The sequence below is a fragment of the Dryocola sp. LX212 genome, from assembly GCA_041504365.1.
Taxonomy (GTDB): Bacteria; Pseudomonadota; Gammaproteobacteria; order Enterobacterales; family Enterobacteriaceae; genus Dryocola.
Genome location: CP167917.1, coordinates 2,568,806 through 2,591,754, shown reverse-complemented (window position 1 = coordinate 2,591,754; position 22,949 = coordinate 2,568,806). Strand labels below are relative to the sequence as shown.

21 protein-coding genes and 1 pseudogene are annotated in these 22,949 nt (G+C 51.4%); 13 read left to right on the top strand and 9 right to left on the bottom strand.

The window, feature by feature from the left end:
* Window positions 1–1,011: an NAD-dependent epimerase gene (locus ACA108_12375; GenBank protein XEX94206.1), complete on the top strand. Its 1,011-nt coding sequence runs from the start codon at window positions 1–3 to the stop codon at window positions 1,009–1,011.
* 111 nt (window positions 1,012–1,122) lie between these two features.
* On the opposite strand, the gene hns is transcribed toward ACA108_12375, so the two are convergent.
* Window positions 1,123–1,533 carry a histone-like nucleoid-structuring protein H-NS gene (gene hns, locus ACA108_12370; protein ID XEX94205.1) on the bottom strand — a complete coding sequence of 137 codons (411 nt, stop codon included), beginning with the start codon at window positions 1,531–1,533 and terminating at the stop codon, window positions 1,123–1,125.
* Between the two features lie 551 nt (window positions 1,534–2,084).
* On the opposite strand from hns, the gene tdk reads away from it, so the two are divergent.
* Window positions 2,085–2,690 carry a thymidine kinase gene (gene tdk / locus ACA108_12365; GenBank protein ID XEX94204.1) on the top strand — a complete coding sequence of 202 codons (606 nt, stop codon included), beginning with the start codon at window positions 2,085–2,087 and terminating at the stop codon, window positions 2,688–2,690.
* Window positions 2,691–2,804: 114 nt separating this feature from the next.
* Here tdk and adhE read toward each other — a convergent pair whose 3' ends face one another.
* A complete protein-coding gene (adhE, locus tag ACA108_12360) occupies window positions 2,805–5,477 on the bottom strand; it encodes a bifunctional acetaldehyde-CoA/alcohol dehydrogenase (protein ID XEX94203.1) in 2,673 nt (890 codons plus the stop codon).
* 486 nt (window positions 5,478–5,963) lie between these two features.
* Between adhE and ACA108_12355 the strand changes: the two genes are divergently transcribed.
* From ACA108_12355 to ACA108_12325, 7 genes are all read left to right on the top strand, one after another.
* The gene (locus ACA108_12355) at window positions 5,964–6,611 is read left to right on the top strand and encodes a YchE family NAAT transporter (protein ID XEX94202.1); all 648 of its coding nucleotides are present in this window, start codon (window positions 5,964–5,966) and stop codon (window positions 6,609–6,611) included.
* A gap of 793 nt (window positions 6,612–7,404) precedes the next feature.
* Window positions 7,405–9,039, top strand: a complete 1,635-nt coding sequence (gene oppA / locus ACA108_12350; protein ID XEX94201.1) for an oligopeptide ABC transporter substrate-binding protein OppA — start codon at window positions 7,405–7,407, stop codon at window positions 9,037–9,039.
* A gap of 88 nt (window positions 9,040–9,127) precedes the next feature.
* Window positions 9,128–10,048: an oligopeptide ABC transporter permease OppB gene (gene oppB / locus ACA108_12345; protein ID XEX94200.1), complete on the top strand. Its 921-nt coding sequence runs from the start codon at window positions 9,128–9,130 to the stop codon at window positions 10,046–10,048.
* Window positions 10,049–10,062: 14 nt separating this feature from the next.
* The gene (gene oppC / locus ACA108_12340; protein ID XEX94199.1) at window positions 10,063–10,971 is read left to right on the top strand and encodes an oligopeptide ABC transporter permease OppC; all 909 of its coding nucleotides are present in this window, start codon (window positions 10,063–10,065) and stop codon (window positions 10,969–10,971) included.
* A gap of 11 nt (window positions 10,972–10,982) precedes the next feature.
* Window positions 10,983–11,996 (top strand): ABC transporter ATP-binding protein, encoded by a 1,014-nt coding sequence (locus ACA108_12335; protein XEX94198.1) that lies wholly within the window; start codon window positions 10,983–10,985, stop codon window positions 11,994–11,996.
* Window positions 11,993–12,997 carry a murein tripeptide/oligopeptide ABC transporter ATP-binding protein OppF gene (oppF, locus tag ACA108_12330; GenBank protein ID XEX94197.1) on the top strand — a complete coding sequence of 335 codons (1,005 nt, stop codon included), beginning with the start codon at window positions 11,993–11,995 and terminating at the stop codon, window positions 12,995–12,997. Before ACA108_12335 ends, oppF begins: the two co-directional genes overlap by 4 nt.
* A gap of 15 nt (window positions 12,998–13,012) precedes the next feature.
* A complete protein-coding gene (locus ACA108_12325) occupies window positions 13,013–13,885 on the top strand; it encodes an ion transporter (protein XEX94196.1) in 873 nt (290 codons plus the stop codon).
* 38 nt (window positions 13,886–13,923) lie between these two features.
* Here ACA108_12325 and ACA108_12320 read toward each other — a convergent pair whose 3' ends face one another.
* Both ACA108_12320 and cls read right to left on the bottom strand, forming a co-directional pair.
* The gene (locus ACA108_12320; protein XEX94195.1) at window positions 13,924–14,253 is read right to left on the bottom strand and encodes an HI1450 family dsDNA-mimic protein; all 330 of its coding nucleotides are present in this window, start codon (window positions 14,251–14,253) and stop codon (window positions 13,924–13,926) included.
* A 37-nt stretch (window positions 14,254–14,290) separates the two neighbouring features.
* Complete coding sequence (cls, locus tag ACA108_12315; GenBank protein ID XEX94194.1) at window positions 14,291–15,751, bottom strand: cardiolipin synthase; 1,461 nt, start codon at window positions 15,749–15,751, stop codon at window positions 14,291–14,293.
* A 142-nt stretch (window positions 15,752–15,893) separates the two neighbouring features.
* On the opposite strand from cls, the gene ACA108_12310 reads away from it, so the two are divergent.
* Together ACA108_12310 and ACA108_12305 are read left to right on the top strand one after the other, a co-directional pair.
* Window positions 15,894–16,073, top strand: a complete 180-nt coding sequence (locus ACA108_12310) for a YciY family protein (protein XEX94193.1) — start codon at window positions 15,894–15,896, stop codon at window positions 16,071–16,073.
* A gap of 147 nt (window positions 16,074–16,220) precedes the next feature.
* Window positions 16,221–16,748 (top strand): YagU family protein, encoded by a 528-nt coding sequence (locus ACA108_12305; GenBank protein ID XEX98094.1) that lies wholly within the window; start codon window positions 16,221–16,223, stop codon window positions 16,746–16,748.
* Window positions 16,749–16,970: 222 nt separating this feature from the next.
* Here ACA108_12305 and ACA108_12300 read toward each other — a convergent pair whose 3' ends face one another.
* Together ACA108_12300 and ACA108_12295 are read right to left on the bottom strand one after the other, a co-directional pair.
* Window positions 16,971–17,435, bottom strand: a complete 465-nt coding sequence (locus tag ACA108_12300) for a hypothetical protein (GenBank protein XEX94192.1) — start codon at window positions 17,433–17,435, stop codon at window positions 16,971–16,973.
* 38 nt (window positions 17,436–17,473) lie between these two features.
* The gene (locus ACA108_12295; GenBank protein ID XEX94191.1) at window positions 17,474–17,797 is read right to left on the bottom strand and encodes a hypothetical protein; all 324 of its coding nucleotides are present in this window, start codon (window positions 17,795–17,797) and stop codon (window positions 17,474–17,476) included.
* A 240-nt stretch (window positions 17,798–18,037) separates the two neighbouring features.
* Between ACA108_12295 and ACA108_12290 the strand changes: the two genes are divergently transcribed.
* Complete coding sequence (locus ACA108_12290) at window positions 18,038–18,823, top strand: hypothetical protein (GenBank protein ID XEX94190.1); 786 nt, start codon at window positions 18,038–18,040, stop codon at window positions 18,821–18,823.
* A gap of 60 nt (window positions 18,824–18,883) precedes the next feature.
* On the opposite strand, the gene ACA108_12285 is transcribed toward ACA108_12290, so the two are convergent.
* The 3 genes and pseudogenes from ACA108_12285 to ACA108_12275 all read right to left on the bottom strand — a co-directional run bounded on the left by ACA108_12285 (window position 18,884) and on the right by ACA108_12275 (window position 21,970).
* The gene (locus ACA108_12285; GenBank protein XEX94189.1) at window positions 18,884–20,860 is read right to left on the bottom strand and encodes an alkyl/aryl-sulfatase; all 1,977 of its coding nucleotides are present in this window, start codon (window positions 20,858–20,860) and stop codon (window positions 18,884–18,886) included.
* Window positions 20,861–21,136: 276 nt separating this feature from the next.
* Window positions 21,137–21,530, bottom strand: a pseudogene (locus tag ACA108_12280) (SOS response-associated peptidase family protein).
* A 143-nt stretch (window positions 21,531–21,673) separates the two neighbouring features.
* Entirely contained in the window at window positions 21,674–21,970 is a 297-nt protein-coding gene (locus ACA108_12275; protein XEX94188.1) for a YciI family protein, read from the bottom strand.
* A 221-nt stretch (window positions 21,971–22,191) separates the two neighbouring features.
* Here ACA108_12275 and tonB point away from each other — a divergent pair, with 221 nt between their 5' ends.
* Window positions 22,192–22,926 (top strand): TonB system transport protein TonB, encoded by a 735-nt coding sequence (gene tonB, locus ACA108_12270; GenBank protein ID XEX98093.1) that lies wholly within the window; start codon window positions 22,192–22,194, stop codon window positions 22,924–22,926.
* Window positions 22,927–22,949: the final 23 nt, after the last annotated feature.

Sequence of the window (22,949 nt, the reverse complement as noted above, 5' to 3'; positions counted from 1 at the left end):
ATGAAATTTCTGGTTACCGGCGCAGCAGGCTTCATTGGTTTTCATGTAAGCGAGCGTCTGCTTGCTGCCGGTCACCAGGTTATCGGTATCGATAACCTGAATGACTATTATGATGTCAACCTCAAGCTCGCCCGCCTCGATTTACTTAAACCTCATGCACGCTTCCAGTTTGAAAAAATTGAACTCGCCGATCGTGCCGCGATGGAAAAGTTATTCGCCACGCAAAAATTTGATCGCGTAATTCACCTTGCCGCGCAGGCCGGTGTACGTTATTCAATCGATAATCCTCATGCCTATGCTGATGCAAACCTTATTGGTCATTTGAACGTGCTGGAAGGCTGTCGCCATAATAAAGTAGGTCATCTGCTTTATGCCTCTTCAAGCTCAGTATATGGTCTGAACCGCAAGCTGCCTTTTTCCACAGATGATTCTGTTGATCACCCCGTTTCTTTATATGCGGCGACCAAAAAAGCCAACGAGCTGATGTCCCATACCTACTCACATTTATATGGCCTGCCTACCACAGGTCTGCGCTTTTTTACGGTCTACGGGCCGTGGGGGCGTCCAGATATGGCGCTGTTTAAATTCACCCGCGCAATTGTCGAGGGTAATAGCATTGATGTTTACAACCACGGGCAAATGCGCCGTGATTTCACTTATATCGATGATATTGCCGAAGCGATCGTTCGCCTGCAGGATGTGATCCCGCAGCCCGATCCTGCCTGGACGGTAGAGCAGGGGACGCCTGCCACGAGCTCAGCGCCTTATCGTGTCTACAATATCGGTAACAGCAGTCCGGTCACACTAATGGATTATATTACGGCGCTTGAGACGGCGCTGGGCAAAGTGGCGCAGAAGAATATGATGCCGATGCAGCCTGGCGACGTGCTGGAGACCAGCGCAGATACCAGCGCGTTATATGACGTCATTGGCTTTAAGCCGCAAACTGGCGTGGCTCAGGGTGTAGCTAACTTTGTTGAATGGTATAAAACCTTCTATAAAGTGAGTTGATCTAATAGACGTTACACCGCGTGAAAAGGGGAAGCATGGCTTCCTTTTTTTACGGACATAAAAAATCCCGCCGAAGCGGGATTTAATAAGCAGCACACTTAAAGTGTAAAATTAGGCAATCAGGAAATCTTCCAGTTTTTTACCCTGGTCTTCCATTGCTTTTTTGATTACTGCTGGAGTACGACCCTGGCCAGTCCATGTGCGGGATTCGCCGTTCTCATCAATGTACTGATATTTAGCCGGGCGTGCGGCACGCTTAGCTTTACCTGCAGATTTGACTGCAGCCATGCTGTTCAGCAATTCGTTAGGATCGATACCGTCTGCAATCAGCATTTCACGGTATTGCTGCAGTTTACGAGTGCGCTCTTCAATTTCAGCGGCCTGCGCATTTTCTTCTTCACGGCGTTCGTTAACAACAACTTCTAATTTTTCCAGCATTTCTTCCAGGGTTTCGAGAGTACATTCTCTTGCCTGTGCACGAAGAGTACGGATGTTGTTCAGAATTTTAAGTGCTTCGCTCATTTTTGTAATCTCAAACTTTTATTGGGTTGGCTTGTTGAGGTAATAATAGAGCCTTAAATTAAGTTCTGCAATAGGGATGAATGTAAGGAACTCAAAATTTCGTGTTATTTATCCCATTTATTAAACGACGCTAACTTAAATTGGTTACGGGTAGTCGTACAAAAAAAGCTATGATAACTCACTTTTTCAACAACAACCCTGGGAGTTGCAGGGGTTGTTGAGCATGACAAACCCTGTGGTTTGGCGGGGTAATTTCGGAATATCCACCTTTGGTATTATTGTGAGAATAGAGGCACAGTCTTAACAATTTTATATTAAATGCTGTAATGGTTAATTTCATGCAATCTATAAAACCACAGAAAACTCTGAGTCTTAGCGCCTCATTTCAAATGGCGGGTTTCGTTTATACGGTGAGGTAACTATTAGAAATTGCTTATATAACCCCTGGCAAGTGCCTCATGGGCGGGGTGATTGCGCAGAAGAAGTTGGTCCAAAGCTTATGGTATAATGCCTGTTAACAATATTTACACTTTGACGCAGGTTAACAGCGAATGGCGCAACTCTATTTCTACTACTCGGCGATGAATGCCGGAAAATCCACGGCTCTGCTGCAGTCTTCTTACAATTATCAGGAAAGGGGAATGCGGGCGCTGGTGTATACAGCAGAAATTGATAATCGGTTTGGTACAGGGAAGGTCAGTTCGCGGATTGGATTATCTTCCCCCGCTAAGCTTTTTAATCCCGCGACGTCTTTGTATAGCGATATCCGTGACGAGCACCTGCTCGCACCGGTACATTGCGTATTAGTTGATGAAAGCCAGTTCCTGACGCGTGAGCAGGTCCGCGCGTTATCCGATGTGGTGGACGACCTGGATATACCCGTGCTGTGCTACGGCCTGCGTACGGACTTCCGGGGGGAGCTGTTTACCGGTAGCCAGTATTTGCTTGCCTGGTCGGATAAGCTTGTTGAGCTGAAAACGATTTGTTTCTGCGGACGCAAAGCCAGCATGGTGCTGCGCCTGGACAGCGAAGGCCGCCCTTATAATCAGGGTGAGCAGGTTGTGATAGGTGGAAACGAGCGCTATGTCTCCGTATGCCGAAAACATTATAAGGATGCGCTGGAAAAGGGCTCTCTGCAAGCCATTCAGGGCGCATAACTTTCAGGGTAACGCCTTGCTTACTTCATTATTCGCTTGCAGTGCGTTGCAGCAATGACTTCATACAGACATAAAAAAACCCGCCGAAGCGGGTTTTTAATTAACCATTAACAATTAAGCGGTTTTCTTTGCTTTCTTGTCAGCTTTCACTGCCGGAGCGGCTTCGTTAGTCACTACGCCTTCTACGTATTCACGACCGTAATAGGTATCCATCAGAATCTGCTTCAGCTCGGCGATCAGAGGGTAACGTGGGTTAGCACCGGTACACTGGTCATCGAACGCATCTTCAGAAAGCTTATCAACGTGTGCCAGGAAGTCAGCTTCCTGAACGCCCGCTTCACGGATGGACTTAGGAATACCCAGCTCAGCCTTGATGCTATCCAGCCATGCCAGCAGCTTCTCGATCTTAGCCGCCGTACGGTCACCCGCCGCGCTCAGACCCAGGTGGTCTGCGATTTCAGCGTAACGACGACGTGCCTGTGGGCGGTCGTACTGGCTGAATGCAGTCTGCTTGGTTGGGTTGTCATTCGCGTTATAGCGGATAACGTTGGAGATCAGCAGGGCGTTCGCCAGACCGTGAGGAATGTGGAACTGGGAACCCAGCTTGTGCGCCATTGAGTGACACACGCCCAGGAAGGCGTTCGCAAACGCGATACCCGCGATGGTCGCAGCGTTGTGTACACGCTCACGAGCAACTGGGTTTTTAGCACCTTCATTATAGGACGCTGGCAGGTTGTCTTTCAGCAGCTTCAGCGCCTGCAGAGCCTGGCCGTCAGAGAATTCGCTCGCCAGTACGGAAACGTAAGCTTCCAGCGCGTGGGTCACGGCATCCAGACCACCGAATGCACACAGGGACTTAGGCATATCCATCACCAGGTTAGCATCAACGATAGCCATATCCGGGGTCAGAGCGTAATCAGCCAGCGGGTATTTCTGACCGGTAGCATCATCAGTAACAACCGCAAACGGCGTTACTTCTGAACCGGTACCGGATGTGGTGGTGACGGCGATCATTTTCGCCTTCACGCCCATTTTTGGGAACTTGTAGATACGCTTACGAATGTCCATGAAGCGCAGCGCCAGCTCTTCGAAGTGGGTTTCCGGATGTTCGTACATGACCCACATAATTTTGGCCGCATCCATTGGGGAGCCGCCGCCCAGCGCGATAATGACGTCTGGTTTGAAGGAGTTGGCCAGTTCTGCACCTTTGCGAACAACGGTCAGGGTAGGATCAGCCTCTACTTCGAAGAAGACTTCAGTTTCAACGCCAGCCGCTTTCAGTACGGAAGTGATCTGGTCGGCATAGCCGTTGTTGAACAGGAAACGGTCGGTAACGATCATCGCACGTTTGTGACCATCAGTAATCACTTCGTCCAGCGCGATTGGCAGGGAGCCACGGCGGAAGTAGATAGATTTCGGAAGTTTATGCCACAACATGTTCTCAGCTCGCTTAGCAACGGTTTTCTTGTTGATCAGGTGCTTAGGACCAACGTTTTCAGAGATGGAGTTACCACCCCATGAACCACAACCCAGAGTCAGGGAAGGTGCGAGTTTGAAGTTGTAGAGGTCACCGATACCACCCTGTGAAGCAGGGGTGTTGATCAGGATACGCGCAGTCTTCATCTTGTCGCCGAAGTGCTTAACGCGTTCTGGCTGGTTGTCCTGGTCGGTGTACAGGCAAGAGGTATGACCGATACCGCCCATTTCAACCAGTTTTTCAGCTTTAACAACCGCATCTTCGAAGCTCTTAGCGCGGTACATTGCCAGAGTTGGAGACAGTTTTTCGTGTGCAAACGGTTCGGATTCGTCAACAACACTGACTTCGCCGATCAGAATTTTGGTGTTTGCCGGTACGGTGAAGCCTGCCAGTTCAGCAATTTTCGTTGCTGGCTGACCGACGATTGCCGCGTTCAGGGCACCGTTTTTCAGGATGATATCCTGAACGGCTTTCAGCTCTGCGCCCTGCAGCATGTAGCCACCGTGGCTTGCGAAACGCTCGCGCACTGCGTCATAGGCAGAGTCAACAACGATGACGGACTGTTCAGACGCACAGATTACGCCATTATCAAAGGTTTTAGACATCAGGATAGAAGCAACAACACGCTTGATGTCAGCGGTTTCATCAACCACGACAGGGGTGTTACCTGCGCCTACGCCGATTGCTGGTTTACCGGAGCTGTATGCGGCTTTAACCATGCCTGGTCCACCGGTTGCCAGAATCATGTTGATATCCGGGTGGTGCATCAGGGCGTTGGACAGCTCAACGGAAGGCTGGTCGATCCAACCGATCAGATCTTTTGGCGCACCGGCAGCGATGGCTGCCTGCAGCACGATATCTGCCGCTTTGTTGGTCGCGTCTTTCGCACGTGGGTGCGGAGAGAAGATAATTGCGTTACGGGTCTTCAGGCTGATCAGAGATTTAAAGATAGCCGTAGAGGTCGGGTTAGTTGTTGGAACAATACCGCAGATGATGCCGATTGGTTCAGCGATAGTGATGGTCCCGAAGGTCTGGTCTTCGTCCAGCACACCACAGGTTTTCTCATCTTTGTAGGCGTTATAAATGTATTCAGAAGCAAAGTGGTTTTTGATCACTTTATCTTCAACGATACCCATGCCAGATTCGGCAACGGCCAGTTTCGCGAGGGGGATTCGAGCATCAGCGGCGGCCAGAGCGGCAGCACGGAAGATTTTATCAACTTGCTCTTGAGTAAAGTTGGCATATTCACGCTGGGCTTTCTTGACGCGCTCTACAAGGGCGTTAAGTTCAGCGACATTAGTTACAGCCATAATGCTCTCCTGATAATGTTAAACTCTTTTAGTAAATCAGCTGCCCGATTCGACAGTATAGTCAGCGGGGTTCAGCTTGCGTAAAAGTCGGGACATGACTATGCAAATACTTCCAATAACGTCTCGCTGATTTACTAAAAGAGCCTTACCTGGCGAACCATTCGTGTGATGAATGTCTCGCTCTTCAGGTGTACCAAGAGTACTCACTTCTGAGTAGGTTTTTTGTGATCTGAATCACATTACCTCAAGGCTGACTCCTTTCAGTACCCCATATTTATGTGCCTGAAAAGTCATTAAAACTTTAGTCACAGCGAGGACAAAACAAACTACCATATTTTCAACATGCGGGTAACATTATTGGTTAATGTCGCGATATCTGACATAACCAGCGATCTATGCTGTGAAAGAGCGTAGCGCCAGCAGTGCTTTTCCTTTACATTACGCGTGCGTCTGCCATCTTCATTTGCCTCACTTGCGGAGTTTCGCGTGGCTCAATCCCTGTTCGACCTTCCGACCTATTTCAAATTCTTTATTGGGCTGTTCGCGCTGGTTAACCCGGTTGGGATTATTCCGGTGTTCATCAGTATGACCAGCTATCAGACCGCGGTCGCCAGAAACAAAACTAACCTGACCGCCAACCTCTCCGTAGCCATTATTTTGTGGACGTCGCTGTTCCTTGGCGATGGTATTCTCCAGGCATTTGGCATCTCTATCGATTCATTCCGCATCGCCGGTGGCATTCTGGTGGTGACGATAGCTATGTCGATGATCAGCGGCAAGCTGGGGGAGGATAAGCAGAATAAGCAGGAAAAGTCAGAAAGCGCGATCCGTGAGAGCGTGGGAGTCGTCCCGCTTGCTCTGCCGCTCATGGCGGGGCCGGGGGCAATCAGCTCAACAATTGTCTGGGGCACGAAGTACCACAGCTGGGGGCATCTGATAGGTTTTTCTATCGCCATAGCGCTGTTTGCCCTGTGCTGCTGGATGGTGTTTCGCATTGCGCCATGGCTGGTCCGCCTGCTCGGGCAAACCGGTATTAACGTCATCACGCGTATTATGGGCCTTTTGCTGATGGCGCTGGGCATCGAATTTATCGTCACCGGTCTTAAGGCGATTTTCCCGGGGCTGTTAACATAGGCCGTCTGAAACTTTCATATGAAAAAGCAGAATTTTGATTCTGCTTTTTTTATGTCAAAAAAGTACCAAAAGAGGATTTTTAATAAGAGCTTAATGCGAAAATCAGCAATCTATCTATAAGAAAATGCTTTGGAAACCGGAGCATATCCGCACACTTCAAATAAAACTGTACGGAAAAGCTGCAATCGCTTTGTTATTTAATTCACACTATACAATCGCACTTGATGCGCACTAATTGAGATGATATTAGTTAATCAAGCCTTCCCGTAGAGGAATGTGCTAAAAATAATCAATTGTTAAGTTTTTGTTGGTGGCCATGTGATAGCAGAATGTTTGAGGCCTACCCTCACTCACGACTCCAGTAGTTCATTGATTTTTTAGATAAAAATGTAATGATCTCTGTTGCAGCATGCCCTTCGAAAATCCACCCCGCAGTTGATAAAAGAGAAATGGTTAACAAATTTGCAAATTGTATTGGCGGGACCTGGGTGCTTTTGATACTTTCCGGGCAAAACAATTCGCTGAAAAACGTTTCATTTCCAGTTGAGTTTACATGAAGAGTGGACACGCTTATTAACGGTGCCGCCTCAGAACCAGCCTCGGTACAGGGTAGGCTGGTAAGAATCGACGGATCAGGATGCCAATAAGAGCATCTGAATAAAAAAGTCGGTGATAGCGAGCAGTAAACAGCAGTAATCCCTTACACACGCTTAACGCTCCGCGCGGTAGGGGACCCCAAGGGGAAGAGGCTGGCCTCAAGGCCGGTAATTATAATGAGTGGAGTAACAACACAATGTCCATCATCACAAAAAAAAGTCTGGTAGCAGCAAGCATTTTAACCGCACTGATCGCGGGTAACGCAGCCTGGGCGGCAGACGTCCCGGCTGGAGTGCAACTGGCAGAAAAGCAGACGCTTATCCGCAACAATGGCGCGGAACCGCAATCCCTTGACCCGCATAAAATTGAAGGCGTACCGGAGTCAAACGTCAGCCGCGACCTCTTCGAAGGCCTGCTTATTACCTCCCCGAAGGATGGTCACCCAATTGCGGGCGTGGCGGAATCCTGGGAGAACAAAGATTTTAAAGTCTGGACCTTCCATCTGCGTAAAGATGCAAAATGGTCCAACGGCGAGCCGGTTACCGCACAAGATTTCGTTTATAGCTGGCAGCGCCTGGTGGATCCAAACACCGCTTCGCCTTATGCGAGCTATCCGCAGTACGGGCATATCGTTAACGTTGATGAAATCATCGACGGAAAGAAAAAACCAGCTGAACTTGGCGTGAAGGCCATTGATGAGCACACGCTGGAAGTCACCCTGAGCGAGCCTGTTCCTTATTTCTATAAATTACTGGTGCACCCATCCCTTTCTCCTGTTAACAAAGCAGCGATTGATAAATTTGGCGAAAAGTGGACGCAGCCTGCAAATATTGTCAGCAACGGCGCATATAAACTTAAAGACTGGGTTGTTAACGAACGTATCGTTATGGAACGTAACCCTGAGTACTGGGATAACAAAAAAACCGTTATTAACCAGGTTACCTATCTGCCAATTTCATCTGAAGTAACCGATGTGAATCGCTACCGCAGCGGTGAAATCGACATGACCTATAACAACCTGCCAATTGAGCTGTTCCAGAAGCTGAAAAAAGAAATTCCGGCAGAAGTGCGCGTCGATCCGTATCTGTGTACTTACTATTACGAAATTAACAACCAGAAAGCACCGTTCACCGATGCGCGCGTACGCACCGCGCTGAAGCTGGGCCTGGATCGCGATATCATCGTTAATAAAGTGAAGGCGCAGGGCGACCTGCCGGCTTACGGCTACACGCCACCTTACACCGATGGCGTTAAGCTGACTGAACCTGAGTGGTTTACCTGGTCTCAGGAAAAACGTAACGAAGAAGCGAAAAAACTGCTGGCCGAAGCGGGCTACACCAAAGACAAGCCGCTGACCTTCAATCTGCTTTACAACACCTCCGATTTGCATAAGAAACTGGCGATTGCCGCGGCTTCCATCTGGAAGAAAAATCTGGGCGTGGACGTTAAGCTTGTAAACCAGGAGTGGAAAACCTTCCTGGACACCCGTCACCAGGGTAACTATGACGTAGCGCGTGCCGGCTGGTGTGCGGACTACAACGAACCAACTTCCTTCCTGAACACCATGCTGTCCGACAGCTCTATGAATACCGCGCACTATAAGAGCCCGGCGTTCGATGCGATCATGGCTGAATCTGTGAAAGCAACCAGCGATGCCGAGCGTGTTGCGGCTTACGAAAAAGCCGAGCAGCAGCTGGGCAAAGACTCCGCCATCGTTCCGGTGTATTACTACGTGAATGCCCGTCTGGTGAAGCCATGGGTTGGCGGTTATACCGGCAAAGACCCGCTGGATAATATCTACGTAAAAGATATGTATATCATCAAACATTAATGGCAATTTGTGGGGCAGGGCCTGAGGCCTTGTCCCACCGTGTCTTATTTCATCGCACTCTCAAGGCACAGGCCAGAAGGTACGGGCAATGTTGAAATTTATTCTGCGTCGCTGTCTGGAAGCAATTCCGACACTCTTTATTCTTATAACCATTTCCTTCTTCATGATGCGTCTTGCGCCGGGTAGCCCTTTTACCAGCGAGCGCGCGCTGCCGCCGGAAGTTATGGCGAACATTGAAGCCAAATACCATTTGAACGATCCGATCACCACCCAGTATTTCAGCTATCTCAAGCAGCTGGCCCACGGTGATTTTGGACCGTCATTCAAATACAAAGATTATTCAGTGAACGACCTGGTGGCGGCGAGCTTCCCGGTTTCCGCTAAATTAGGCGCGGCTGCATTTATCTTCGCCGTCGTTTTAGGCGTACTCGCGGGCGTCATAGCCGCACTGAATCAAAATACCAAATGGGATTATGCCGTGATGGGCGTCGCCATGACGGGGGTGGTTATCCCCAGTTTCGTGGTGGCTCCACTACTTGTGCTGATATTCTCTATTACCCTCAGGTGGCTACCGGGAGGCGGCTGGAACGGCGGGGCGCTGCAATACATGATCCTGCCGATGGTTGCTCTCTCCCTGGCCTATATCGCCAGCATCGCGCGTATTACGCGTGGGTCAATGATTGAGGTGCTGCATTCAAACTTTATCCGCACCGCCCGCGCCAAGGGTTTACCGATGCGCCGCATTATCATTCGCCATGCGCTCAAGCCAGCACTGCTGCCCGTCCTCTCATATCTGGGCCCGGCATTTGTTGGCATCATCACCGGCTCCATGGTTATCGAAACCATCTATGGCCTGCCGGGAATCGGCCAGCTGTTCGTCAACGGAGCGCTGAACCGCGACTACTCGCTGGTTCTGAGCCTGACTATCCTGGTCGGCGCGCTGACTATTCTGTTCAATGCGATTGTTGACGTGCTGTACGCCGTTATCGATCCAAAAATCCGTTACTAGGGCTGGAGTTCGCTATGATGTTGAGTAAGAAAAACAGCGAAGTGCTGGAAAACTTTAGCGAAAAGCTGGAGGTTGAAGGCCGCAGCCTGTGGCAGGATGCACGCCGTCGCTTTATGCACAACCGCGCTGCGGTTGCCAGCCTGGTAGTGCTGGTGCTGATTGCGCTATTCGTGACCTTTGCGCCGATGCTTTCGCAGTTCACCTATTTCGATACCGACTGGGGCATGATGTCTGCGGCCCCGGATATGGAGTCCGCGCACTATTTTGGCACGGATTCATCGGGCCGTGATCTGCTGGTTCGAGTGGCAATCGGCGGGCGTATCTCGCTGATGGTGGGTGTTGCCGCCGCGCTGGTTGCGGTAGTCGTCGGGACGTTATACGGCTCGCTGGCCGGCTATCTGGGCGGTAAAACCGACTCCGTAATGATGCGCCTGCTGGAAATCCTTAACTCCTTCCCGTTTATGTTCTTCGTGATCCTGCTGGTGACCTTCTTCGGGCAAAATATCCTGCTGATCTTCGTGGCTATCGGCATGGTCTCCTGGCTGGACATGGCGCGTATCGTGCGCGGCCAGACGCTAAGCCTCAAGCGTAAAGAGTTCATTGAAGCAGCGCAGGTCGGTGGGGTTTCTACAGCGAATATCGTGGTGCGTCATATCGTGCCAAACGTGCTGGGTGTTGTCGTGGTCTACGCCTCGTTGCTGGTGCCGAGCATGATCCTGTTTGAATCCTTCCTTAGCTTCCTCGGTCTGGGTACCCAGGAGCCGCTGAGCAGTTGGGGCGCATTGCTGAGCGACGGCGCAAACTCGATGGAAGTGTCGCCGTGGCTGCTGCTGTTCCCGGCGGGCTTCCTGGTCGTCACGCTGTTCTGTTTCAACTTTATCGGCGATGGCTTGCGTGATGCCCTAGACCCGAAAGATCGTTAAGGAGTGCCGCGATGAGCACAATTGAAAATCAAGCGGTGGCTACGCCGCTGAACCAGACTTCTGCGTTACTCGACGTGAAAGATCTGCGCGTCACCTTCGGCACGCCAGACGGCGATGTTACTGCGGTAAACGATCTGAACTTCAGCCTGCGCGCCGGTGAAACCCTCGGCATTGTAGGCGAATCAGGGTCGGGAAAATCCCAGACAGCATTCGCCCTGATGGGCCTGCTGGCGGCAAATGGCCGCATTGGCGGCTCCGCAAAATTTAACGGTAAAGAGATCCTTAACCTGCCTGAAAATCAGCTCAACCGCCTGCGGGCAGAGCAAATCTCCATGATTTTCCAGGATCCGATGACCTCCCTGAACCCGTATATGCGCGTGGGAGAGCAGCTGATGGAAGTCCTGATGCTGCACAAAAACATGGGTAAGGCAGACGCCTTCGAAGAGTCCGTTCGTATGCTGGATGCGGTGAAAATGCCTGAGGCGCGTAAGCGCATGCGCATGTTCCCGCATGAGTTCTCCGGCGGCATGCGCCAGCGTGTGATGATCGCCATGGCGCTGCTGTGCCGACCGAAGCTGCTGATTGCCGATGAGCCAACCACGGCGTTGGACGTCACGGTTCAGGCACAGATCATGACGCTGCTTAACGAGCTGAAACGCGAATTCAATACCGCGATTATCATGATTACCCACGACCTTGGCGTTGTGGCTGGCATATGTGACAAGGTGCTGGTGATGTATGCCGGTCGCACCATGGAATACGGTAAGGCGCGCGATGTTTTCTACGAGCCGGTTCACCCGTACTCTATCGGCCTGCTGAATGCCGTACCGCGCCTTGACGCGGAAGGGGAATCGCTGCTGACCATTCCGGGCAACCCGCCGAACCTGCTGCGCCTGCCAAAAGGTTGCCCGTTCCAGCCGCGCTGCCCGTACGCGATGGAAATCTGTAATACCGCTCCGCCGCTGGAGCACTTTGGTGAAGGCCGCCTGCGCGCCTGCTTTAAGCCGGTGGAGGAGCTGGTATGAACGCCGTAACAGAAAAAAGAAAAGTCCTGCTGGAGATTGCCGACCTTAAAGTCCATTTCGACATTAAAGACGGCAAACAGTGGTTCTGGCAGCCGTCGAAGACCCTGAAGGCCGTAGACGGCGTCACCCTGCGCCTGTACGAAGGGGAGACGCTGGGCGTGGTCGGGGAATCCGGCTGCGGCAAATCAACCTTCGCCCGCGCCATTATCGGTCTGGTGAAAGCTACCGATGGCCGTGTGGCCTGGCTGGGTAAAGATCTGCTGGGGATGAGTCAGGATGAGTGGCGCGACGTGCGCAGCGATATCCAGATGATTTTCCAGGATCCGCTGGCGTCGCTCAACCCGCGTATGAACATCGGGGATATTATTGCCGAGCCTTTGCGCACCTATCACCCGAAGATGCCACGTCAGGAAGTGCGTGACCGCGTGAAGGCGATGATGATGAAAGTTGGCCTGCTGCCGAACCTCATCAACCGCTACCCGCACGAGTTCTCCGGCGGGCAGTGCCAGCGTATTGGCATTGCCCGCGCGCTGATCCTTGAGCCAAAGCTGATCATCTGTGACGAGCCCGTTTCTGCGCTGGATGTGTCAATTCAGGCCCAAGTGGTGAACCTGCTGCAAAAATTACAGCGTGAGATGGGACTATCGTTGATTTTTATCGCTCACGATCTGGCGGTGGTAAAACACATCTCTGACCGGGTGCTGGTGATGTATCTTGGCCATGCGGTGGAGCTCGGGACCTACGATGAGGTCTATCACAACCCGTTGCACCCTTACACTAAAGCGCTGATGTCTGCGGTACCTATCCCGGACCCGGATCTGGAGAAAAATAAAGTCATCCAGCTGCTGGAAGGGGAGCTACCGTCGCCTATCAATCCTCCGTCAGGCTGCGTTTTCCGTACCCGCTGTCCCATTGCCGGGCCGGAGTGTGCAAAAACACGCCCGGTGCTGGAAGGTAGTTTTAAACATGCCGTTTCCTGTCTGAAGGTCGACCCGCTATAATCGCGCAGGGCTGGCATGATGCCAGCCCTGTTCATTTGTGAGGTCACGAAAACCGTGTTAATCCATACCGTGCGCCAGAGACTTTATCGTCTGTTTTTCGATCAAAGAACCCGTGCTGGACGCCGTGTTGAAGCTATGTGCGGCGCGCTGGCTTTGTTCAGCGTCTTCGCGGTGTTTATAGAATCCGCTCTGGGGACGCAGTACCAGCCCACTGATCGGCAATGGCAGCTATTCGTCTTCCTCGAGCTGGGCTTCACGCTGATCTTCACCTTCGAATATCTGCTTCGGGTATTCTGCTGGCCCAGCCCCGCTAAATATGTTTTCAGCTTCTGGGGATTTATCGACCTGGCGACACTTCTGCCGCTCTACGTTTTATGGCTGTGGCCCGAAATTGGCGTAAATTACGTGTTTGCCTGGCGAGCAATGCGGGCGATATGCGTATTGCGTATTCTTAAGCTCCTGCGCTATATGCCCTCTCTAAACGCACTCTGGCAGTCGATTATCCAGGCGCGGCATCAGCTGATCCTCTTTTACGCTTTCATTTTGATTGTCATGGTCGTGGCCGGGGGGCTGATGTACGGCATTGAAGGGCCGACGAATGGCTTTACCACGCTGGGAACGTCAGTTTACTGGGCCGTAGTGACGGTGACGACGGTAGGCTATGGTGATATTACGCCGCATACCGGTGCAGGGCGGATGGTGGCGTCTATCCTGATCCTGATTGGTTACTCGGTGATTGCGATCCCGACAGGGATTATTACGGCGCATATGACGACGGAATTTCACAAGCAGCGTAGTGCCCGTGAATGCCCGAAATGCCGCCGGGGCAATCACGATGCTGAAGCACACTACTGCAAGGTTTGCGGCTGCGAACTGCCGAAGCTGTAGGGAGAAGGGCGCATTTGCGCCGTCCACCCTAAAACTGATTATTCACGCCAGAGGATGTGGCACAGCTTGTGGTCTTTTTCACGGCACAGCAGCACGCGCGCAAAGATATCGTTCAGCTCACCGCCGTCGGTATCGGCCAGGCCAATTACGACTTCCGCAAAGAAGTCCGGGTTGAGGTCGAAATCGACGTGCTCCTGCCAGTCTTCTGCCGGGTCGAACAACTCTGCGCCGCCGCGCTCTTCAAATTGTAAGTTGAAGAGAATGACGTCGGCGGGATCGAGGTTGTCCATCGCCAGTTCAAGAAATATGTCGTAGGCCTGCTCCAGCGTTTCGTCTTCTGTCAGGCGGTTATTCAGATCCATGTCCATTTTTACATCCACTTATCGAGAGCTGATGCGCCACGTTTTACAGCAACGGGCTAAAGAAGTAAAACAGTCGCTCTACCACGCGCTGCCACAGCGGGCGCTTAAGCCACAGGCGAGCATCCACAAGCCGTGAACGGGAAATATAGTCGTCCTGAACGGACGCCAGATCGCTGGCAAAACCGGCGTCGTCGATAACCATAGTTATTTCAAAATTGAGCCACAGGCTGCGCATGTCCAGGTTCACTGTCCCCACAAGGCTAAGCTGCCCGTCAACCAGCACGCTTTTCGTATGCAGCAGGCCGCCTTCAAATTGATAGATTTTCACACCTGCGGCAAGCAGCTCGGTGAAGAATGCGCGGCTTGCCCAACCGACCAGCACCGAGTCATTTTTACGCGGCACGATAATGCTGACATCAACGCCACGCTGGGCGGCGGTGCAGATGGCGTGCAGCAGGTCGTCGCTGGGCACAAAGTAGGGCGTGGTCATAATGAGATATTCGCGCGCCGCATACACTGATGTCAGCAAAGCCTGATGGATCAGATCTTCCGGGAAGCCGGGGCCCGAGGCAATCGTATGGATGGTATGGCCGCTGGCCTCTTCAAAAGGCATGATATTGACGTCCGGCGGCGGGGGAAGGATGCGTTTGCCGGTTTCGATTTCCCAGTCGCAGGAATAGACAATCCCCATGGCCGTCGCCACCGGGCCTTCCATGCGGGCCATAAGATCGACCCACTGGCCCACGCCCGACTCCTGTTTAAAGAAGCGGGGATCAACCAGATTCATGCTGCCGGTGTAGGCGATGTAGTTGTCGATCATCACCATTTTGCGATGCTGGCGTAAATCCATGCGCCGCAGGAACACGCGCATCAGGTTGACTTTTAGCGCCTCGACCACCTCGACGCCCGCATTGCGCATCATGTTCGCCCACGGGCTGCGGAAAAAGGTCACGCTGCCTGCTGAGTCGAGCATCAGCCGACAGTGAATGCCCCGGCGTGCAGCGGCCATCAGCGATTCAGCCACCTGGTCCGCCATTCCGCCAGGATGCCAGATATAAAACACCATCTCGATGTTGTGGCGTGCAAGCTGTATATCACGAATAAGCGCCTGCATGGTCTCGTCGGAGCTCGTCAGCAGCTGCAGCTGGTTGCCCTTCACGCCAGCGATACCCTGGCGGCGTTCGCACAGCTGAAAAAGGGACGTGGCGACCTCGCTATTGTCTTCGGCAAAGATATGTTTGTAGCTTTTAAGATCGCTCATCCATTTGGCCGTGGACGGCCACATGGCGCGGGCGCGCTCGGCGCGACGCTTGCCGAGGTGCAGTTCACCGAACGACAGATAGGCGATAATCCCAACCAGCGGCAGAATATAGATGATCAGCAGCCACGCCATCGCTGAAGGCACGGCGCGACGCTTCATTAAAATACGTAATGTAACCCCGGCAATTAATAGCCAGTAGCCTAAAATGACCAGCCAACTAACCACCGTATAGAAGGTTGTCATACCCTAAAAATCCTTTTGAATTCGTATGTTTTCGAGTTTACGCACAACCGCTGTCTGTTAACACTAAAAGTACACGTAAAACGGCTGGTTTGCCGTGTAGAAGGATCTATAATGGCGTGTCTAAATGAAGAAGAGTCGTAAAATGAGGCGTAGTAGAACGGAAGTCGGTCGCTGGCGAATGCAGCGTCAGGCACAGCGGCGCAAGGCGCGCTGGCTGGAAGGTCAGTCACGCCGAAACATGCGTATCCACGCCATCAGAAAGTGCCATGTTAATAAACAGCGTAACTCGCTGTTGTTTGCCATTCACGATCGGTGGGCGTAAAGAAAAGGGCAACTCTAGCGGTGCCCTGGGTATTTAAGTAGTGTATCTGTCCGTTAATGGAATTGGAAGAATGTGTACCAACTGCTAATTTAAAGGCATGGGAAAATAACATCCCGCCATCAAATTTGCAGCAAGGGAAACATAATGATGACATCGCTATTCAGAACGACACGGCAGGCCAGCAGAAACTATGGCGCTGCGCTATGGGCAGGATTTCTGGGCGGGAACCTGTCCAGCTTCGTTAAGTGGGGAACGGAAAACCCCATGCCGCCACGCACGGCCGATCGCGCTATTCCGCCGGCTGAAATGCTTCAGGATCTGGGATTCAAAGTTAACGAAATGGTCTATCACTACTCCGGGCATATCGTTAACTGGGGGGTGGCAGGCGTGCACCATATGTTCTCAATTTTATTCGCAATGTTTTACTGTCTTGTCGCAGAAGTTTTTCCAGCCATCAAACTCTGGCAGGGCGCGGCCTTTGCCATTCTGGTCACTATTGGCTTCCACGGCATTTTCCTGCCGGTATTTCACTGGGCACCCCCTCTGTGGCAGCTTCCTTTTGAAGAGCTGTTTTCAGAGACGGTAGGGCACATTCTGTGGATGTGGGCCATCGAGGTGGTTCGCCGGGACGTTCGTAATCGCATAACGAAAAAGCCTGATCCCGAGTTTCAGTAGGTAGCAGTCCGTATAAGATACAAACAAAAGGCGCTTCAGTATGCGAAGCGCCTTTTTCTATGGTGTTAATTCTTCGGGGATCGTCGAACTTAAATCCCTGGCGTCAGTGGACGTTCAGGAGGTTTGGTGATTCCGCGAGCAGCCCCCTTTTATGAGATCCAGTTATGAAAGGTGAGGATAAATCCTACAAAAGCTTACACTAAGCAGGTTAATATTCGCGCATTAATGAAAGTGCGAGTGGCCACCGAAGCCCTCAGTATGGCTATTATCAGCACCATAGCCGTGACCGCCGAATGCATGCAAATGCGCATTTTCCTGTCCTCTCCCTTCATAGCCAACTGAGGATGAAAGGTCTGCTTTATGATCGAAGCCACCTTTAGCGGCGTCAGTTTCAAAGACGGCAACGTGTAGTGCGGATATTTGAATATCAGGATTAAAAGCAGCCAGGGCACCGGCCGTTGTGGCATGAGTAACAACATTAATTGACACGCTAACCGGTGTGTCAGGATGCAGCGCAGCAGCAGAGACATTGATTGACGCTGGGACACTGGCAGTGGATATTTTTTTACCAAGAGCAACACCGATAGTTTTTTGCTGTTGTTGCGTAATGCCTTCACGGTAAGACGTGGCGTTAACGGTGTTTCTCTGTCCTACGGGTGAGCCAGCCGGATCGTTCTTTGTACCCATATTAGCTATCTGATTTGCTCCGGCGTATTTAGCAGCCGTCAGGGCTGCGTTGTATGCCCTGCCGTCTCCGCTGTATAAGTGCTGTGTGCATCAACTGCTGTGTCACGTTCCGGTTGTGGAGTGGTGCCCGCTGGAACGGAACCAACATAGGTGCCATCCCTCATTGCCTCGATAAGTGAAATGCCGGCGTCAATGTTGTTTTGACCGTCTTTGATTTGGTTGGGTGCCTGCGCGTTGCTAACTAGATTAAGTCCTTGGTTGATTTGTTGTGTGGCAGCAGCGGCTTCATCAGGATTAAAGGCAGCATTAGTAACAGGTGCAGAGAATGAAAAAACGACAAGTGCTAAAACAGGGATCTTCATTTTTTAGTTTGTTCCGAAAGGAAAAAGTTTTGAGGTGGTGAGATTTTTTTGAGAACGGGGAATTTAAAAAAACTTTGAATACTGTCGTGGGGTCAGTCCATTGTTGGAGTGGCCCGGGTCCGGAGACAAATCTGGCCTATAGTTGAATTGAGCAAGTAGAGGTTTGTCTATACTCAAATAATAAACTGCTTATTTGAGGCGTAAAGGTATGCATTTAACGTGGGAGAGGATATGTCCTCAATGATGAATAAATATTTGATACTCCTGGCTGGGGTGATTCCCTTTACTGTTTTCGCTCAACATAGCCCGGATGAAAAGACTAAATCCGATGATGACCCGACCAAGGTCACCACCCAGGTGGGAGTAGCCTGGTCAGACGACTATGATCTGGACGACAGCGACGTGACGTTTTCCGGTTCGTTAGCGCTGGACGCGGCACGAAAACTCAATGCCCGCATTAATAGCGATGCCTCGGAATGGCGCGTAGGGGGGTCATGGCTGTTCCCTATTGGGATCTTCAATTTCAACATTGGGAAGAATGATTTTTCCAATGGGGCCTCTCAGACAAACTACTCCATTGGGACGTTTATTCCGCTCAGCCACTTTGGTATTGAACCTGCTGGCTTTCAGATTTTCCCGATGGCCGGGTATACCTATAATACCGGTGATGCGATTGAGTGTCAGAAGGAAGAACAGAAGGCTTGTTCTGACCAGGGATTCAACGGTGATCCGTCACCAGAAAATGGTTTTGCCCCTACGGATATTTCCGGCAGCAGCGGGTACCTGGGGGCGTTTGTTTTGAAGCCGCTAAACGATCGGTTCCGGTTGATGGCGTTTATGGCTGGATCTTATGGCTCGAAGAACGATGATGGGGATAATTATAAAGGGTATTTTGGCGGTATTGGGCTGGGTTACTCGTTGAACGCCCATCACTCTTTCAGGGGCATGACATACATTCAGGATAATAATGCCTATATCGATGAGGCCGACAAGCGCTTCCTTCTGGCCTATAAATATCAGTTCTGATTTCTGATATTACAAGGAAATACGCCCCCGAGCTGCGGGGGCGTCCGCTTATCCCACCATTTACGGTGTCACGATATTAAACCAGAACTCAAATTTATCCATCGAATTGAGCAGCAGATCCAACTTGCCCGCATCGCCGGTAATTTTCACATCACCTTTATCTTTAGCCTGTTGCAGACTTTCTTCTTTCAGTACGATTTTGTTGAGCGTATCGCGTGAAAGCGTGATGGTTGCATCGGCTTTATCAGACTGCGCATCGGCGGTATGGTTAAGTACGCCGTTTTCCAGCTCAAGTTTGTATTTGCCACCGCTGTCACCGAAGTCGAAATTCAGCACGGCTTTAGCATTTGCTGCCTTCTCGCCGTTCACATGGACAGCCAGATAATCAAAGAACATTTCTGGGGTCATGGCGCGAACGGTATCTGGGCTTGCGGTATTAGGTGTTGGGCCTTTCACCACGCCGTTACGTAATTCTTGTGCACCGGTCAGGTAGAAGTTACGCCATGGACCAGACTCGGCCTGATAGCCCAGTTGTTCCAGCGCATCCGCTTCGAGGTTTTTAGCCGCCTGGTTGCTAGGATCCGCAAAAACCACTTTGCTTACAACCTGCGCGACCCAACGGTAGTTACCCTGATCGAAGTCAGTTTGGGCTTTTTGCAGAATTGCATCTGCGCCGCCCATGTACTCAACGAATTTCTTCGCCGATTCTTCTGGTGGGAGTTCATCAAGGGTTGCCGGGTTGCCGTCGAACCAGCCGAGATACAACACATAGGTAGCTTTTACGTCATGGCTGACGGAGCCGTAGTAACCACGGTTAGCCCAGGCCGTTGCGAGGCTTGGCGGTAACTTGAAGTTGGCGGCGATTTCGTCACGCGTCAGGCCTTCGTTCGCCATGCGCAGGGTCTGGTCGTTGATGTAACGATACAGGTCACGTTGGGATTTCAGCAGTGCATTAACGTTGTCGTTGCCCCAGGTTGGCCAGTGGTGCTGCGCCATGATGATTTCAGCTTTGTCACCCCAACGAACAATCGCTTCGTTGATATATTTCGACCACGGCAGCGGTTCACGAATTTTCGCACCGCGCAGAGAATAGGTGTTATGCAGAGTGTGGGTTACGTCTTCTGCTGTTTCGATCAGTTTTTTCTCTTCGATGTACCACAGCATTTCAGAAGGTGCTTCTGAACCCGGTGCCAGCATAAAGTCATAGGTCAGGCCGTCGATTGTTTCTTTCTGACCGTCTTTCTCAATGATGTTTGTTGGCGCGATCAGCGTCACAGTACCCGCAGAGGTGGTGGTCCCCAGGCCCGCACCCACCTGACCGGTAACGGAAGGCTTCAGCAGGTTACCGTACATGTAACTGGCGCGACGACTCATGACGTTACCTGCCATGATGTTTTCCGCGACAGCAGCTTCCATAAAGCCGTCCGGGGCGTAAATTTTTACTTTCCCCGCTTTCACGTCAGCTTCATCAATCACACCACGCACGCCGCCATAGTGATCCACGTGGCTGTGGGTGTAGATAACCGCAACAACAGGCTTTTTACCTCGGTTTTTGTAATAAAGGTCCATACCGACTTTGGCGGTTTCAGCTGAAACCAGCGGGTCAACAACGGTAATGCCTTCTTTACCTTCGATGATTGTCATGTTGGACAGATCGAGGTTACGAATTTGGTAGACTCCGTCAGTGACTTCAAACAGGCCGCTGATGTTGATCAACTGAGACTGGCGCCACAGGCTAGGGTTGACGGTATCCGGGGATTTATCACCTTCTTTGATGAAGGCATACTGCTGAGGGTTCCAGATAACGTTCCCCTGTTCCCCTTTGATGACGTCCTGAGGTAGGGCGGCAATGAACCCTTTATGGGCATTGGTAAAATCAGTGTTATCCGAGAAGGGAAGCTGGTTATAAAGCGCGTCATTCGCCTGCTTAGTGGCGGAAGTGGCTTCTTTTGGCTCTGTCTGTGCAAACGACGGTGCCGTCAGCGTAGTTAGTAGCCCGGCGAGCGCCAGGCTTTTAACGATGGCATTCAGTTTCATTCTGTTCAGCCTCATTCAGTGTAAGCAATATCACCTGTCCATATCGACATTGTAACGTGATGGTGTGGAATGTAACTTTTTGTTCGAGCATGTTAAGTGTAACTGATTAATGATAAATGAGAAGTGTTTAAGATGCGTAAGTTTTCATCCTTAATCACCACTGTTTCGGCATCACCTTTAACATGGTACATAAGTCCTCGCTTCAGGCAGCCTTAGTCTTTGCAAAATTTTAAGTTGATTGAATAACCGGCTCGATGAGCCCTGGATCTTGGTTTTTAACGTTACCGACCGGCGATTGTGAATATCCTCCAGGCCTTTGTCGGCTGCCACAGTAACAATCAGGAAACCTTCCGCATGATCTCCACGTTCAAACGGCGCGCTGCCGATAGCTGCAATGAAAATTGGTTGACCATCAGCGCGGTGAATGAAATAGGGCCGTTTCTACCCTGGCATTTATCAAAGGCGGCTTATCACACCATCCAGGAGCACAGGACCAGATAACCGGATCCAGAGACTCGTCTCGTGCGGAGAGTAATAAGACGCAGGTGCCAGGCGCTATGTTGCAGCGACCAATCGGTTCGGGGTCGTAAGGTATGGCGCGTTCGGCTTGAACTATGAGACAGGCGAGGTAGTCCTCGCGTGTTTGGGCCTGAGTAAATCGTCCACACATAGTTACCTCCACGTTGTTCATGGAAGTATAGAGGATAAGAAAAAAGGCACTTCAAAATACAATGTGTACTTATCTGTGCCCTTGATTGTAATTCTCGCTAATGTAACCTATAGCTATTTGTTTTTTCAGGAATTAATTTACTTTCAGAACACCTGTTTGTAAGGCTTGACCGCAACCTGTTTGTAGACGCCTGCAGCGATATACGGGTCCGCTTCTGCCCAGGCCAGGGCTTCTTCTAGCGAATTAAATTCTGCGATCACCGTGGACCCCGTGAAGCCAGCAGCCCCCGGATCGTTGCTGTCTACGGCGGGCATGGGCCCGGCAGTCAGCAGGCGGCCTTCATCACGTAATAGTTGTAAACGCGCCAGATGAGCGGGGCGTACGGCCTGACGCTTTTCCAGTGAGTCGGCGTTATCTTCTGCATAGATGACATACAGCACGGGCAGAACTCCTTTTGAAATGGGTTGTAAAATACCGTAAGTGATTGGCGGCAGGACTGCAATTGAAACATAAACAGGATGTTAAATCTCTGACACAGATGCGCGAATTTACGGCATTCAGGGAGAAAAAGGCGCCCTCAGGGTAATGCGTTATTGAATATGATTGCTATTTGCATTTAAAATTACCGTCTGTTTAAGACATCGAAGATATTATGACGTCAATGACCCTTGATTTACCTCGCCGCTTCCCGTGGCCGACCGTGCTCTCCGTCGTGCTGCACGGTGCTGTAGTTGCGGGGTTACTTTATACCTCGGTACATCAGGTTATTGAGATGCCTGCCCCCGCTCAGCCTATCAGCGTCACTATGGTTGCGCCCGTTGATCTTGAACCGCCGCAGCCGGAAGTCGTTCAGCCGCCGCCGGAGCCGGTTGTTGAACCGGAGCCAGAGCCTGAACCGATCCCTGAGCCGCCGAAAGAAACGCCGGTGGTCATTCATAAGCCTGAGCCAAAGCCAAAGCCAAAGCCGAAACCTAAGCCAAAGCCAAAACCGGTGCATAAGGTCGAGAAGCCGAAGCGTGAGGTTAAACCCGTTGAGCCACGCACCGCCCCCGTGCAAAGCACTGCGCCTGTTCGACCGACGCCTGCGGCAAAACCTTCTCCAGCGACTAATTCTGCACCCGTGGCGACCGGGCCGCGTCTGCTCAGCCGTAATCAGCCTGCTTATCCCCAGCGCGCGCTTGCGCTGCGAATTGAAGGTAACGTGCGCGTGAAGTTCGACGTCGACGCTAACGGCAGTATCAGCAACGTCTCTATTCTCTCAGCTAAGCCATCGAACATGTTTGAGCGTGAAGTGAAGCAGGCGATGAAGAAGTGGCGCTACGAAAGCGGCAAGCCTGGGCAGGGGCTGACGGTGAACATCGTCTTCCGCATCAACGGCGGCGCGACAGTCGAATAAAAAAACCTCCCGATGGGAGGTTT